This is a genomic window from Bacillus pacificus, from assembly GCF_020861345.1.
Taxonomy (GTDB): Bacteria; Bacillota; Bacilli; order Bacillales; family Bacillaceae_G; genus Bacillus_A; species Bacillus_A pacificus.
Map to the genome: position 1 here is coordinate 1,827,072 of NZ_CP086328.1, position 15,026 is coordinate 1,842,097.

The 15,026-nt window shown below is 34.8% G+C and carries 18 protein-coding genes and 1 pseudogene; 11 read left to right on the forward strand and 8 right to left on the reverse strand.

The genetic code is table 11. The annotated features are described in order from the left end of the window. Positions 1-4 precede the first annotated feature (4 nt). On the reverse strand, positions 5-922 hold the full coding sequence (locus tag LMD38_RS09490) for a hypothetical protein (protein ID WP_062821448.1): 918 nt from the start codon (positions 920-922) through the stop codon (positions 5-7). Next, entirely contained in the window at positions 919-1,437 is a 519-nt protein-coding gene (locus LMD38_RS09495) for a GNAT family N-acetyltransferase (protein WP_062821447.1), read from the reverse strand. Before LMD38_RS09495 ends, LMD38_RS09490 begins: the two co-directional genes overlap by 4 nt. 290 nt (positions 1,438-1,727) lie before the next feature. On the opposite strand from LMD38_RS09495, the gene LMD38_RS09500 reads away from it, so the two are divergent. Further along, on the forward strand, positions 1,728-2,405 hold the full coding sequence (locus LMD38_RS09500) for an MgtC/SapB family protein (RefSeq protein WP_062821446.1): 678 nt from the start codon (positions 1,728-1,730) through the stop codon (positions 2,403-2,405). Between the two features lie 203 nt (positions 2,406-2,608). Then, positions 2,609-5,524 carry a collagenase ColA gene (gene colA / locus LMD38_RS09505; protein ID WP_062821445.1) on the forward strand — a complete coding sequence of 972 codons (2,916 nt, stop codon included), beginning with the start codon at positions 2,609-2,611 and terminating at the stop codon, positions 5,522-5,524. Positions 5,525-5,563: 39 nt separating this feature from the next. On the opposite strand, the gene LMD38_RS09510 is transcribed toward colA, so the two are convergent. From LMD38_RS09510 to LMD38_RS09515, 3 genes are all read right to left on the reverse strand, one after another. Then, on the reverse strand, positions 5,564-5,749 hold the full coding sequence (locus LMD38_RS09510) for a hypothetical protein (protein ID WP_049113234.1): 186 nt from the start codon (positions 5,747-5,749) through the stop codon (positions 5,564-5,566). A gap of 172 nt (positions 5,750-5,921) precedes the next feature. Next, positions 5,922-6,152, reverse strand: a complete 231-nt coding sequence (locus LMD38_RS28815) for a transposase (protein ID WP_080120835.1) — start codon at positions 6,150-6,152, stop codon at positions 5,922-5,924. After that, complete coding sequence (locus LMD38_RS09515; RefSeq protein ID WP_161485285.1) at positions 6,094-6,480, reverse strand: transposase; 387 nt, start codon at positions 6,478-6,480, stop codon at positions 6,094-6,096. The genes LMD38_RS28815 and LMD38_RS09515 overlap by 59 nt, the downstream gene beginning before the upstream one ends. A gap of 358 nt (positions 6,481-6,838) precedes the next feature. Here LMD38_RS09515 and LMD38_RS09520 point away from each other — a divergent pair, with 358 nt between their 5' ends. Both LMD38_RS09520 and LMD38_RS09525 read left to right on the forward strand, forming a co-directional pair. Continuing rightward, complete coding sequence (locus LMD38_RS09520; RefSeq protein ID WP_062821443.1) at positions 6,839-7,141, forward strand: hypothetical protein; 303 nt, start codon at positions 6,839-6,841, stop codon at positions 7,139-7,141. A gap of 56 nt (positions 7,142-7,197) precedes the next feature. Continuing rightward, positions 7,198-7,599 (forward strand): annotated as a pseudogene (locus tag LMD38_RS09525) (Tn3 family transposase). Positions 7,600-7,657: 58 nt separating this feature from the next. On the opposite strand, the gene LMD38_RS09530 reads toward LMD38_RS09525, so the two are convergent. Continuing rightward, on the reverse strand, positions 7,658-8,161 hold the full coding sequence (locus LMD38_RS09530; protein WP_061183445.1) for a GNAT family N-acetyltransferase: 504 nt from the start codon (positions 8,159-8,161) through the stop codon (positions 7,658-7,660). Between the two features lie 255 nt (positions 8,162-8,416). Between LMD38_RS09530 and LMD38_RS09535 the strand changes: the two genes are divergently transcribed. The 7 genes from LMD38_RS09535 to LMD38_RS09565 all read left to right on the forward strand — a co-directional run bounded on the left by LMD38_RS09535 (position 8,417) and on the right by LMD38_RS09565 (position 13,559). After that, the gene (locus LMD38_RS09535; protein ID WP_061183446.1) at positions 8,417-8,815 is read left to right on the forward strand and encodes a DUF2871 family protein; all 399 of its coding nucleotides are present in this window, start codon (positions 8,417-8,419) and stop codon (positions 8,813-8,815) included. 171 nt (positions 8,816-8,986) lie between these two features. Then, positions 8,987-10,378: an FAD-binding oxidoreductase gene (locus LMD38_RS09540; RefSeq protein WP_061183447.1), complete on the forward strand. Its 1,392-nt coding sequence runs from the start codon at positions 8,987-8,989 to the stop codon at positions 10,376-10,378. Between the two features lie 4 nt (positions 10,379-10,382). Further along, positions 10,383-11,351: a bile acid:sodium symporter family protein gene (locus tag LMD38_RS09545; protein WP_061183448.1), complete on the forward strand. Its 969-nt coding sequence runs from the start codon at positions 10,383-10,385 to the stop codon at positions 11,349-11,351. 12 nt (positions 11,352-11,363) lie between these two features. Continuing rightward, positions 11,364-11,711, forward strand: a complete 348-nt coding sequence (locus LMD38_RS09550) for a DUF4260 domain-containing protein (RefSeq protein WP_061183449.1) — start codon at positions 11,364-11,366, stop codon at positions 11,709-11,711. A 23-nt stretch (positions 11,712-11,734) separates the two neighbouring features. Next, positions 11,735-12,262, forward strand: a complete 528-nt coding sequence (locus LMD38_RS09555; protein WP_061183450.1) for a GrpB family protein — start codon at positions 11,735-11,737, stop codon at positions 12,260-12,262. A 134-nt stretch (positions 12,263-12,396) separates the two neighbouring features. Continuing rightward, positions 12,397-13,002 carry an FMN-binding negative transcriptional regulator gene (locus tag LMD38_RS09560; protein WP_016718173.1) on the forward strand — a complete coding sequence of 202 codons (606 nt, stop codon included), beginning with the start codon at positions 12,397-12,399 and terminating at the stop codon, positions 13,000-13,002. Positions 13,003-13,349: 347 nt separating this feature from the next. Next, positions 13,350-13,559 (forward strand): hypothetical protein, encoded by a 210-nt coding sequence (locus LMD38_RS09565; protein WP_061183451.1) that lies wholly within the window; start codon positions 13,350-13,352, stop codon positions 13,557-13,559. Between the two features lie 51 nt (positions 13,560-13,610). Here LMD38_RS09565 and LMD38_RS09570 read toward each other — a convergent pair whose 3' ends face one another. Then, positions 13,611-13,799, reverse strand: a complete 189-nt coding sequence (locus tag LMD38_RS09570) for a Phr family secreted Rap phosphatase inhibitor (RefSeq protein WP_061183452.1) — start codon at positions 13,797-13,799, stop codon at positions 13,611-13,613. Continuing rightward, complete coding sequence (locus tag LMD38_RS09575) at positions 13,796-14,890, reverse strand: Rap family tetratricopeptide repeat protein (RefSeq protein ID WP_016718170.1); 1,095 nt, start codon at positions 14,888-14,890, stop codon at positions 13,796-13,798. The genes LMD38_RS09570 and LMD38_RS09575 overlap by 4 nt, the downstream gene beginning before the upstream one ends. Positions 14,891-15,026: the final 136 nt, after the last annotated feature.

The following is a 15,026-nucleotide window of genomic DNA, read 5'->3' on the forward strand; positions in this document are numbered from 1 at the left end:
ATAATTACCTTCCGATTTCTTTTTGATACGTAATCCAGGTAGCACAAGGATTGAAAGGGAAAGATTTTAATATCTCCATTGCATATATACTTGTTGAATCGAATTCACCTTGAAAGAAAGAATAACCGTGTGTATTTGCATACATAGCTTGTTTGAAAATGAGAAGTTTCAGTAAGGATACATTTTCTGTATTGTGAGTCCCGCACCATCCTAGTTCTACTGTATTATCCTTTTCTGATGTATGGAGGAAAGAGTATGCCATAATTCGATGCTCTTCATCTATAATGAGAAAGCTCCCATCTAGTAGTACGTCATCAGCTAAAATCATCTCTTGCCAAGTTTGTAGTGGGAATGAGGCAACGGGATTTGCTAGGTGGGTTTGCTCATAATTTTCTTTTACTAAGTAGGCTAGTTTTTCTAATAAATTATTATTTGATACGATGTTCGATAAAATTTGTATATGATAATTTGAATTAGGGACTATCTCGATAGAAACTATTTTTTGTAAGTCTAATATCGGCATATATGTTCTTCGGATTTCCGTAAAATTATGTTCTTCAAAAAACGCTTTTAAATGAGCTGATGTTTCCCATATAGAGGTTTGTAATGGTAGTTTGAAGTTTTCTCTTTTTGAAATCTCGTTTAATAAAAATTTTTCAATGTGTAGCTCCGAATAGAAAGGATTCGTATATATTCGAAAGTATGTGCAGTATGGATGGAAGTTACTGCCCCAGGTGAAAAAGATGCCTACTACATCTTTTTTATAGTAGGCAACATACGCACATTTTGTTTTATTATCTCGTAATAAGTGAAATACGTACGATTCTTCATTATATAAATCAATAAGTTGTTTTACTTGTAGCTCATTATTTTTACTATATTTCTCTATAACAAGATTATGTTCATTCAATGACTTCTTCATAGCTCAATCCAAAAACGTCTTACTACATTTCCGTCTTCCTCAGTGAAATCATCATCACGAAGGCTGCCGTTATGTAAAATTGTTTTTTCTGAAGCAGTATTTACTTCATCGCAAACGACAAGTGCTTTTGTGATGTTTAATTGCTTCGCTTTTTCCAGTGATAATGCTAGTAACTTCGTAGCATAACCTTTTCTTCTTTCAGAAGGGCGAATGCCATAACCGATATGACCGCCAGCGTTAAATAAATGTTCGGTTAAACTATGACGTATATTAACAGCGCCTACAATTCTATTATGATCTGTAACGAGCCAATACGTAGAATCTGGTACCCAAGATTCAGGAAGATTTATTCCGTTATGTGCATCGAGTAGTTCTTGTACCATAGCAGGGAAGTTAGAAGGGTCTTTTGTAATAACCCACGGAATCATCGTTTCACCGCTATCTTTCCATTCGTTATAAAAATCTAAGTATTCGTCTTGTAAATCGGTAGTAGGTGTAATCAAAGAGACGTTCATTGTTAGCAAGCTCCTTTATTTATGTAGAATGTATAAAAAATTACAACACAAAATGAAAGCGTTTTCTAAACTTTCTCAACCTCATTTCATGTAATCCACCTTTGTTTTTCAAGAAAATGAGTGGATGTTTAAAATTAGAAGTTATTCATTTTATGTTAATATTTAAAATATTAACATAAAATGACCTAGGTATTCAGTGTATTTTAATGAAATTCATTCATATCGATAAATCGATGTGTGTGATAATTTTTATTTTATTTATCTATAATGAATGAAAGGGGGAAGGGCTCGTGAGTGTAAATATTGATTTCATTATACGAATCGGTGTTGCTGGTTTGTTAGGAGCAATAATCGGTATTGAAAGGGAAATTCGATCAAAAGAGGCGGGATTAAAAACACATTTCCTAGTAGCGGTAGGAAGTGCTTTAATAATGGTCGTTTCGAAATATGCTTTTTCAGATATTATGAATGAAGAACATATGGCTCTTGATCCAAGTCGTATTGCAGCGCAAGTTGTTAGTGGAGTAGGGTTTTTAGGTGCAGGTACAATTATTATTCAAAAGCAGGCGGTAAAAGGATTAACGACAGCGGCTGGTTTATGGGCTACAGCAGGAATTGGATTAGCAATTGGGGCTGGCATGTATGTAGTAGGAATTGGAGCGACGATTCTCGTTTTAATTGGTTTAGAGATTGTAAGCCGTATTTTTAAGGTGCAATTTTTATTTCCGCAAAATATAACGGTGCAAATGTGTATAAATAAACATGAAGCAGTACAACAAATATTAGAAACACTACAAGTGAAAGGCATTCCAATACTTTCATATGAAGTGGAAACTTCACAGCAAGGTACAGAAATAGTTTATAAGGTAGGGATGCAGCTGAAAAATATATCGTCAGAAGAAAAGAATGAGTTTATTCAGTATATGCAAACATTACCGGAAGTAACATTTATAAATTTAAAATCATAGCGCTGAAAACGAGGATAGATGTAGCGGGAATTTCGCTATTATCTATCTTTTTTTGATATAAAATGCACATAAAGTCAAGTGTTAATTTTACACGGCGTGGATACATGTGTGAACGTTACCTTATTTTTTCTCAATACAGTATAAAAAGTAAAAATAGTAAAATAATGGTGCGGAACACTAAAAAATGTAAGGTAGGGGAGAGCATGAAAGGCTATTCAAAAAAAGTGTTAGTAGGGGTAAGTTTTGCTAGTTTCATGTTAGGGAGTTTTCAAGGGGGCGCATTGGCAGAAAGTACAAAGGGAGAACCAGTTTCTTATCGGAACGTTCTCAAAATGGAGCCAGTTGGTGTGCAATTATCAGTGCAAGAATTAGCTCATTCATCAAAAGTGCTTGAAAGCAAGTCTTTTGAGAAAAGGCTACAGCTTGCTGATTTATCGCAAAGACCACCAGAAGTAAAAAAGAAAAGTAAACAATTAACCGCAGCGAAAACGTATACAATTGCTGAATTAAATCAATTGAGCAATCAGCAGTTAGTGGATTTACTTGTAACAATTGATTGGGAGCAAATTACTGGGCTATTTCAGTTTAATAAGGACAGTCTTGCATTCTATCAAAATGATAGTAGAATGCAGGCAATTATTGATAAATTGAAGCAGCAAGGACAAGGTTATACGAGAGATGATTCAAAAGGGATTGAGACTTTAGTAGAGGTATTACGCTCAGGGTTTTATTTAGGATTTTATCATACAGAATTAAGTAAACTAAATGATCGAAGCTATCATGATAAATGCTTACCTGCATTAAAAACGATTGCGAATAACCCGAATTTCAAACTCGGTACGTTAGAACAAAATAGAGTTGTCTCATCATACGGAAAATTAATAGGAAATGCTTCGAGTGATGTGGAAACGATAACATCAGCTGCAAAGATTTTTAAACAATATAACGATAATTTTTCTACATTGGTAGACAATCTATCAGCTGGAAATGCGATTTACGATATTATGCAAGGTGTTGATTACGATATTCAATCGTATTTATACGATACGAGAAAAGCACCGAAAGATACAATATGGTATCAAAAAATTGATAGCTATATTAATGAATTAAGTCGTTTTGCCTTAATTGGAACGGTGACAGAGAAAAATGGTTGGTTAATTAATAATGGTATTTATTATACAGGTAGACTTGGTACGTTCCATAGTACAGGAACGAAAGGGTTGCAAGTTGTAACGGACGCAATGAAAATGTATCCGTATTTAGGAGAGCAATATTTCGTAGCGGCTGAGCAAATTGCAACGAATTATGGCGGGAAAGATGCAAATGGAAATGTTGTGAATTTAGATCAAATACGAGAAGATGGAAAGAAAAAATATTTACCGAAAACGTATACGTTCGATGATGGAGCAATTGTGTTAAAAGCTGGAGATAAGGTGACAGAAGAAAAAGTAAAACGTCTATATTGGGCGGCAAAAGAAGTGAAGGCACAATTCCATCGTACGGTTGAAAGTGACCAGCCGTTAGAAAAAGGCAATCCTGATGATGTATTAACGATGGTTATTTATAATAGCCCAGCTGAATATCAATTTAACCGTCAATTATACGGGTATGAAACGAATAACGGCGGTCTTTATATAGAAGGAACAGGTACGTTCTTTACGTATGAACGTACGCCAGAAGAAAGTATTTATAGTTTAGAAGAATTGTTCCGACATGAGTTCACACATTACTTACAAGGTAGATATGAAGTGCCAGGACTTTGGGGACAAGGGAAGATGTATGAGAATGAGAGATTATCTTGGTTTGAAGAAGGGAATGCGGAGTTTTTTGCAGGTGCAACGAGAACAGATAATGTTGTACCGAGAAAGAGCATTATAGGAGGAATATCTTCAAATCCAGCAGAACGTTATACAGCAGAGAGAACGTTAAACGCAAAATATGGAACGTGGGATTTCTATAATTATTCCTTCGCTTTACAATCGTACATGTACAATAAGAGATATGATATGTTTGACAAAATTCATGATCTTATTAGGAAAAATGATGTAACAGCATATGATGCATACCGCTCTGCTTTAAGTAAAGATGCGAATTTAAATAAAGAATATCAAGATTATATGCAAATGTTAGTAGATAACCGTGAGAAATATAATGTTCCGTTAGTATCAGATGATTATTTAGCAACTCACGCACCGAAACCAGTTTCAGATATTGCGGCAGAAATTACAGCAGAAGCAAAATTAAATAATGTATCAGTTAAGAAAAATAAATCACAGTTCTTTCATACATTTACACTACAAGGGACGTACACAGGTACTACTGCAAAAGGAGAATATGAAGACTGGAAGACAATTACACAAAACGTGAATGATACGTTAAAACGTTTAAGTGCGAAAGAATGGACAGGCTATAAAACAGTAACAGCTTATTTCGTAAATTACCGTGTGAATGCAGCAGGACAATTTGAGTATGATGTTGTATTCCATGGTATTAATACAGAAGAAGGTGCTGTGAATAAAGCGCCAGTTGCAGTTATAAATGGGCCCTATAGTGGAAATGTAAATGAAGCAATTTCGTTTAAAAGCGATGGATCAAAAGATGAAGATGGGAAAATTACTTCGTATAAATGGGAGTTTGGTGATGGAGCAGTAAGTAATGAGCAAAATCCGACTCACGTGTATACAAAAGAAGGAACATATACAGCGAAATTAACAGTAACAGATGACAAAGGATTAACGAATACTGCTACAACGAATGTAACGGTTCAAAAGAAAGAAGATAACAGTGTGGAAAAAGAGCCGAATAACTCATTTCAAACAGCAAACAAACTGCAGCTAAATCAAATTTTACGTGCTAGTTTAGGAAATGGCGATACGAGTGATTTCTTTGAAATTAATGTGGATACTGCTAAAAACCTTCAAATTAACGTAACGAATGAAAATAATATCGGAATGAACTGGGTTCTTTATTCGGAAGCAGATTTAAATAATTATGTTACGTATGCCCAGCAAGAAGGAAATAAGTTAGTAGGAAGTTACTACACGTATCCTGGGAAATATTATTTACATGTGTATCAGTATGGCGGGGGAACAGGGAATTATACGGTAGAAGTGAAATAGTAAAAAGGTCGCCGTGAGTGGCGACCTTTTTGTTGCGTGTTATACAAAAAAATTTACAAAAGCTTGATAGGCACTACCAAGAGAAAATAACGTAGCTACCATATGTGCAGTCCATTTAGGCATATTTAAATTCAATACGACATTATACAAGATTCCATATAAGATACAAATGATTAATATAAATGCAATGAATTGAAGAACTAATAAAAATAGTGGTTGTCCCATTTATTCTCACCTCTTTATTTAATATATTAATATAATAAATTTATAAACGGAAGAATTATTTCTATAAAGTACCAAAAATGCGATATGAAAGGATCATCACCAAAAGATGGGGTTGATAAAATCAACGTTCTGTTTCTAAGCGAATGCGCAAGAAAAGATGGTCATCACTTCTTTAGCCAAACCCACGCCGTTTGATAAGTTTAATCTTATTGTTTGTTCCCTCCATGATTCCATTGGATAAAGGTGACACAATTGTATCGAGCATCGCTTTCTCACGTAATACGAAGCTTTTCACAATTTTCGCAACCGCACCGCAAACATGGAATTGATAGCGTTTTATCCAATCAGCTAATCGTCTTTTTGCCTGTTTCGATTGCCTCTTGATTACGATTCGGAACGACAGTTAAAACATGCCCTGTATCTGCATTTAGCACACTTGTTGCATACGTGTGCCCTTTACGAATCGCAAACTCATCTACACAAATTCGAGTAGCTATTTCATCATGGAATTGTTCAGGTGCATACCAATAAAACCAGCGCTCTATCGTGGTGTAAGGCAAGTTATATTCGCAGGCAACATCTGACAAAGCGCGCCCCTTACAACGCTGTACAATTTCACGACGAAATGAGGCTGTTGAAGAGTGAATCAGCCCTAACCCGTAATCAAAAGTAAATGTATAATTGCACTGTATACAACGTTGACGAGGCACCGCTAATTCAATCCAAAGCACTCCAATTCATGCTAAGCATAAGTTTACCAATAAAATAAAAAAACAAAGTCTGTAAATTTATGTAAAATAATGATATAATTTAATTGAATATAAAGAAAAAGGAAACGGATACAGCTTGTGCGTATGCAGTGCATTTTGGTCTGGCTCACAGTGTTTTAACGTGCTCGAACTACAGGAGGAGTAAGTATATTCCCGATGGATCCATTTCTATACTTCCATTATCTGGGTGGTCCCCTGGTATCCAAGACTAAATTTTACCCATACATCATTTTTTTGATGTAGCTCTTGAAGATAAAAACTATTTAATTTTCAAGGAACAGTTATTAACTTAAAACTTATTATACGAGGAGGGTGTATCATGAAAAAAATATGCTTTGTATTAATTGTCGACGCTGGTATAAATTATGGTTCAATATTTTCTCTACCATTTTTAAGGAATCAGGATGATTTGAAGGAATATTTTTCTAAGTATTATGATGTTTCGATTAATTATATTAGAGATAAAAACTCAGTTGACTATTTGGTAGTTCCCAAACCGTGTCCACCTTTTGATAATGAAAATAATCTTCCAATAATTGAAGTACCAGCAAACTTATTTATGGAAAAGGATTTTGAAAAAATAAAGACTTATATAGACAATTATTTTTCTAATAACTCATAAAGAAAATAAAAGTACAGTAAAAAGAAGCCCGATAAAAAACGAGTGGTGAAGACTCAATGAATAAGGCACAGACAACATTAGTAAATTACCAGCACCAACTAGATTTAGCTTCTTATTGGGGAGATGGTACCACTTCGTCTTCAGATGGGATTGGCATGCAAATGGGGGGTCACCTTTACATGCAGACGCAAATCCACAGTACGGAACAGGTAAAGGTGCTACCATTAAATTCCGATTGGTGAAGGCTAATAATCAGTGGGGGATGAAGAAAACCCTCACTAATTAAAGTTTCACTTTATCGCTTTAGGAGTGATCAATTCTCTAGCTTTCATACAAAAGTGATTAATCCGAATGCTAGGGATGCCGTTCATGTCATTGATGGTTTACTACATCACGAAACAGATTTACATATTGAAGAGCATTCTATTCGATCATTACGCCTCTTAGAACATAAATAAAACCCTTGATTTTCTGCTTAGCGTAGACAAATCAAGGGTTTTTCTTTCAAAATCTTTTTTACGCGTTATACCCGAATAATTTTAAATCTTCCCCTGAGTCCGAAATGATCTCTTCGAACTTCAATCCTACTTTTTCTAAAAGCTTTCCTGAATGGATGTTATCAATAGTAGTAATTGCTACAATTCGTTTCAGACCTAGGTTCTGTACACCGTAGTCTATTACAGCAGAAGCTGACTCGTAGCCATATCCTTTTGAACGGAATTCTTCTAAAAAGGCAAAGCCAATATCAACATCTTCTAATGAATCTCTTTTAATAAGACCGCACATACCGAGTGGAGTGAGATCTTCTTTTCGCTCTACTAAGTAAAGACCAAATCCAAGTTTGTTATACATATCGATTGGTCCGTTTACAATATAATTTGTTGCGTCTTCCAGGGTTCTAACTCCTTTATTACCGATAAACTGAATCCATGCAGGATCGTTTACTAACTCAAGAATAAACGGAGCATCTTTTATATCGAGCCAACGAAGAGTGAGTCGTTCCGTTTCAAGAACTATCAAGCTACTGCACCACCTTTAACATTTATAATCATTAGTATGGATTGTGTAATACAAAATCGCAACATATTTTAAAAGAGCCCGGATTGTTCACATAAAGTTCGTTTGTTTTGCATAAAGGGATATTTTATAATTAGAATTGATTGTAAAGAGTGAGATGCTTATACAATGACTCCTAGGTGACTAGGAGTTTTTACTATATAACTATCATTATTACTAAATATGACACACTACACATTCTACTCAAGGAGGCACATAATGAAGAAATTATATAATGCATCGTTTACGTATTTGATTATCGGTTTATTATCAGGGATTTTCGCTAGGGAGTATGGAAAGTATAAAGGGATTGTAGGATCTACTTTGTTAAACCTTTTACATACACATACACTTGTACTCGGCTTTTTCTTCTTTTTAATTGCTTTAGGATTAGCAAAAGTATTCGCGTTTCATGAAGCGAAAAGTTTTAATAAGTGGTTTGTTGTACATAATATCGCACTAATTTTAATGTTAGGTTCGCTAGCAGCAAGAGGGCTTCTTCAGTTAAATGGAGCGGACTTTAAAGGGTTAACTTATATTGTTGGTTTTTCTCATTCGTTGATGGCAGTTACTTTAATTTGGTTTATGTTGTTAATAAAGAAGTCGTTTAAAATGTAGTTTTATAGAAAAGAACTTGCGATAGGTATTGCAAGTTCTTTTTGTTTATTCGACAGTATGAAACGAATTGCATATGTATAAAACTTGAATTATTTAATTTTTCGGATTATTATGTATAAAACACTTAACATATTTTGTAATTCAAATTTATAGAGAGTAGGAGAGTGTACGATGGAAATAACAGTAGAGCGTTTAGTAAATGAATTAAAAAACGTAATTCCTGAAGATCGAGTAGTAATCAATACGACAGTAAGAGAGTTACATAGTAAAGATGAATCTTATCATGCTAGTAGTTTACCTGATGTAGTAGTTTTTCCGCAAACGACCGAAGAGGTTAGTAGAATAATGAAAGTAGCGAGTGAGCATAAAAAAACTGTCGTTCCTTTTGGGGTAGGCTCTAGTTTAGAAGGGCATGTTATTCCATATGAAAAAGGAATTACAATGGACTTTTCACTTATGAATAAAATACTCGAGATAAGAGAGAAAGATTTTCTAGTGAGAGTACAGCCGGGAGTGACTCGTTCTCAGCTTAATAAAGAGTTAAAGAAATACGGTTTATTTTTTAGTGTAGATCCAGGGGCAGATGCAACGTTAGGTGGAATGGCCGCTACAAATGCGAGTGGAACGACAGCCGTGAAATATGGCGTTATGCGTGATCAAGTTCGTGATTTAGAAGTCGTTCTTGCTGATGGGGAAGTAATACATACTGGGAATTTAGCTGCGAAGTCGTCATCAGGTTACCATTTAAATGGTGTTTTCGTAGGATCAGAAGGTACGCTTGGATGTTTTACGGAATTAACACTAAAAATATACGGTATACCAGAACATGTTATGGCCGCGAGAGCATCGTTTCCAACTATAAATGATGCAGTAGAAGCTGTTATTAACATATTACAAGCGGGTATTCCAATTGCGAGAATTGAACTCGTTGATGAACTATCTATAAAACAAGTCAATCATTATAGTGAAACAAGTTACAGAGAAGAGCCTACGCTGTTTTTAGAGTTTCACGGTAATGAAGCAGGGCTAAAGCAAGATATTGAGTTTACGAAAGAAATTGTTTTTGATCATAAATGTAAAGAAGTTGCGTTTGAGACGGAGACAGCAGCGAGAAATAAACTGTGGGATGCAAGACATAACTTAGCGTACTCTTATGTGCATAGTTATCCTGGTAAAAAATTAATGAGTACAGACGTATGTGTACCAATTTCAGAATTGGCTGGGGCAATTCAACATGCGAGAGAGACATTAGATAAGGTTGGTCTTGTTGGTGGTATTCTTGGTCATGTAGGAGATGGGAATTTCCATGTGCTCTTAATGATTGATCCTAACGATAAAGAAGAAGTGGAAAAGGCAGACGAAATAAATGAAAATATCGTTTTGTATGCTCTTAAACGAGGGGGAACGTGTACGGGAGAACATGGCGTTGGAATCGGAAAGCGGAAGTACCAAGAAGAAGAACATGGGGCGGCATTACTCGTAATGGAGAAAATAAAGAAAGCTCTTGACCCGCAAAATATTTTGAATCCGAATAAGGTGTTTGAATTAAAGGATAGGGGTTGATCGGGTGAAAGTACTAGAAGCGATAAGTAATATAGCTGGAAAATATTTTGCATTTTGGGTTATTTGTATTGCAGCTATTGCGTATTTTATTCCCGCGCCATTTCTTGGGTTAAATAGTTACATAACGATTTTACTTGGAGTTGTCATGTTTGGGATGGGATTAACGTTAAAGGCTGTTGATTTTAAAATCATAGCTACAAAACCATTGCCAGTTATTATCGGTGTATGTGCTCAGTTTATTATTATGCCACTTGTCGCATACGTACTAGCCTACGTTATGAATCTGCCAGCCGAATTAGCAGCTGGACTAGTGTTACTCGGTTCAGTACCGGGTGGCACCGCATCAAATGTTATGGTTTATTTAGCAAAAGGGAACTTAGCGTTGTCTATTGCAATGACGTCATTATCAACGTTACTAGCACCAATTGCTACACCTCTTATTTTACTATTGCTTGCAGGACAATGGATGCCGGTTAATCCTATGTCTATGTTTCTTTCTATCGTACAAGTCATTATCATACCGATTATTTTAGGATTAGTAGTGAAGAAGTTTTTCCCTAAAACTGTTACGAAAGGAATGACCGTTATCCCTTTCATATCAGTTGTAGCAATTATCATTATCGTTTCAGCGGTAGTTTCAGCAAATGTAAGTAGCATTACTTCTTCAGGACTTCTTATATTTATCGCAGTTATGCTTCATAATGCATTTGGTTTTTTACTCGGATATATAACAGCATTCGTACTTGGACTAGATGAAGGGACAAGAAGAGCTATTTCAATAGAAGTAGGAATGCAAAATTCAGGCCTAGGTGTTGCGCTAGCAACAGCACATTTTGGACCAGCTGCCGCACTCCCAAGTGTATTAGCTGCAGTATGGCATAACATTGCAGGACCGATTTTAGCAACCATCTGGTCAAAAAATGCAAAGGATACTTTCAGTGATGAAACTTTATCGGTAAATATAGAAAAATAGGAATGATAAAGAATGCAAAAACGTATTGTACATTTTGAAGGGCTAGTTGTTTTCATAGCTGCGATTTATGCGTATTCAGTATATGAATTTAGTTGGATAATATTTTTTCTGTTCCTTTTAGCTCCGGATTTATCAATATTAGCGTATGGTATAAATAATCATGTAGGTGCTAAGATTTATAATATATGTCACACATATATTATATCGATAGTAATAGCTATCATAGGAGTCTATTTTAAGGTAGATACGGTTATAATGATCGGTTTAATATGGACAGCACATATTGGAATGGATCGAATGTTTGGATATGGATTGAAATATGAGACAGATTTTAAGGATACTCATATTCAGAGGTTATAGTTGCTTTTGAGGAGAGGGATACATTGAAACAAAGAATTACTATCGAAGAATATAACATCAAATGGGAAAGTGAATTTAATAAGCTACAAACTCTCATTAACGATGTAATGGAAGACAGCATTTTATCCATTGAACATGTTGGGAGTACATCTATCAAAGGGCTTGCAGCAAAACCAATATTAGATATTGATATTGTAATAGAAGATTATGGTTTTTTTTCTAAAGTAGTAACAAAGCTTGAAGCGATAGGATACTATCATCAGGCAAAATGGAGCTACAAAGGGAGAGAGGCGTTTGGCAGAAAGGACGCTTTCGTTCCGTGGAGTGAAGAAAGTACAGTTTGGATGGAACATCATTTATATGTTTGTGATAAAAATAGTGAAGAGTTAAGAAAACATATAGCGTTTCGGGATTACCTTCGTGAACATGACGATGTTGCTGGTGAATATGGACGTTTAAAGGAAGAGTTAGCAAGAGAGTCAAAAAGTAGAACTAGCTATAGTGAAGGTAAGACGAAATCTATTACAAATATATTAGAAGAAATAAACTAAGGCGGCATGGAATACATGCTGCCTATTCTTTTGAAATAGAACGCTGCCATTATAAAACAAATATAAACTGGCCCTGTTGAATGCTACGAGATTTAAATATAATGAGAAATAAAAGATCGGAAAAGAGGGAGCTTATGTACATACCAAAATATTTTGCAATACAAGATGAAGAGGTGAAGTATGAAATAATGGAACAAAATAGCTTTGCGACATTATTTTCTCAACATAACGGGGAACCATATGCAACACATTTGCCATTGTTGTTAAATAGGGAAACACTCACGTTACATGGTCACTTCGCACGGCCGAATGAACAGTGGAAAGATATTGGGACTCAGCAAGTACTAGCTATATTTCAAGGACCACATAGTTACATCTCTCCGTCATGGTATGAAACAAACAATGCAGTACCAACATGGAATTACGTTGCAGTGCATGTATATGGTGAATTAGAAATTGTTGAAGATGAACAGGAATTAATAAATTCTCTTCAAGATTTAGTACATACATATGAAGATCCACAGAGTGCCTACTCACTTGATGATGTAGATCCAAATTATATGGTGGGATTAAGTAAGGGGATAGTTGGTTTTAAAATTAAGATTAGTAAAATAGAAGGAAAAGCGAAGTTAAGTCAAAATCATTCTGTGGAAAGAAGAGCATTAGTTGTGGAGAAACTTGAGAAAGTTGGTAGTGAGGGGAGTAAGGGGATTGCGGAATTGATGAAAGAAACAAAATGAGTTTGGGAAAATAAAGGTGATTTACCGATTTTGTAGAAATATATTTTACTTGCAAGAAAAATGCCTCCGTAGCTCTAGAAGGGAAGAGCGCCGGAAAACATGTCGCACCGGGTCGCAAGGCGAAGGTTTCAGAAGCACCGAAAAGCAAATAAGCTGAGACAGGTGGAATTCCTGTCGGTGAAATTCCGTAGGGAAGCGTGTTCCCCTTAGCCTATGCTTACGAAAGGAGTGCGGGTTCGAATCCCGTCGGAGGTATATGGAAAAACTTGTATGAATAAAGAGTTTATTTATGTTATTCTCATTTAATGGTAAAATTAAAGTTAGGATGTTTTGTAGGAGGAAACAAAATGGAAGTGTTTTTAGTAGCTGCTTTTTCAGCTATTATCATAATGATGACAGTTTTTGTTATAATAAAAGCTTCTTTTACTGGGTACAAGAGGAATGATATATCATTTCGGAAATTTATCCTTTTATCTAGTGCTTCAATAATGATAGGCTGTATAGTGTCATTGGTACTACCATTTGGATATGAAAAAATATTCGAATACATTAACTAAATAAGCGCTTTAAAAAACGAAAGACCTTCTAAATTGAAGGTCTTTCGTTTTTTAAAGTGTCTTTTCAGTTGTTGTTGGGTTATAGTCTTTACTTGCGTCAACGGATTGAACAAGGTCAGGTCTTTGTGGTGCAGGGAGATCGGCGTGACTTGCTTGATATGTAAAAGAACTATTTATGCCAATAGAAATAATACCGATAACAGACAGTCCTAGAACGACAGAACAAATTTTTTTAATCATTTTAGAGCTCCTTTCTCAAACGTTTTTTCTTTTGCTTGTAACGCTTTATGAAAATACTCACTCGCTTTCACATGATTATTTTCATCATAAAATTTAGTTGCTAATTTCTCTGAATATTCTTGAGTGTAGTTATATAAAGATTCTTTGTCGAAATACGTAATTCCTTCAAGAATAATATTTTCTAAATCTTCAGTTGTCTCATTATTGTTAAGGGAATGTAAAATTTTAAAATGAAGTATATATTCAACATTGCTTAGTTCTGTACAAACTTCCAATCCTTTTTTAATAAGTTCTTCAGCAATGTTTATTTCACCAAGTTTATAATGCTCTCTGGCTTGTAAAAAGAGTGCTTTAAAGTGTGTAGGCACTTTGGTTGTTACCTCTGATAAATGTCGAATCGCTAGAGAAGACAGGTTTTGACTTGCATAGAGCCAACCTAGATTATTGCGAACGCTTAAAACTAAATCCTTTTCGTTTAGTTTTTGTAAAATTGAAAGAGCAGAATTGAATTTTTCCTCTGCTTGTTCATATTGCTTTAAAAATACACATGAGGAACCTATTATATTGTCGCAAAGTGCTAACTTGATCTCAAACCCATTTTCAGTCATGAAAATATTTCTGGCTTTTGTTGCTTGCTGAATTGCATCAATCGGTTTATAAAAATGTTGATTAAAGATAGCGAATCGGTAATTATATTCTGCTTCCTCTAGTTTATCTGAAACATTAACTAATAGCTTTTCAGCATGTTCATAATGTTCACCTGCTAAATTATAATTTGTTGTTAAAGTAGCATGAATTGCTTTAAATAAATGATAGTAGTAAGAAAGTTGGTGATTAGGTGAAATCGCGTAAGAATCTATTTTATTGAAACTGTCTTTTGTAATACTTAAACCATCAGTTAAAACTTTGAAACGAAAATCTAGTAGAGAATAGTATAATGCTAAGTTTTCATCTTCTGTAATGTTTAGTTGCTTTTCTTCAATTTCATGCTTTAAGTTTGTCGCCTGGGACACATCTTGTTTTAGCATAGCTAAATACCAGTCATTAAATAATTTTGTAACTTGTTCATTACCTTGTAGTTGAACGTTCATGAAATCCCCTCACTTTTTGAATATTCTTATAAAATATAGTATCAAAAATAACAATATTTAGAAATATGATTTTTATTTCTCAATATTTGTTTAACAAATATTTTAGTAAGCCAATTGGAATAGTGATGTTTTTGTT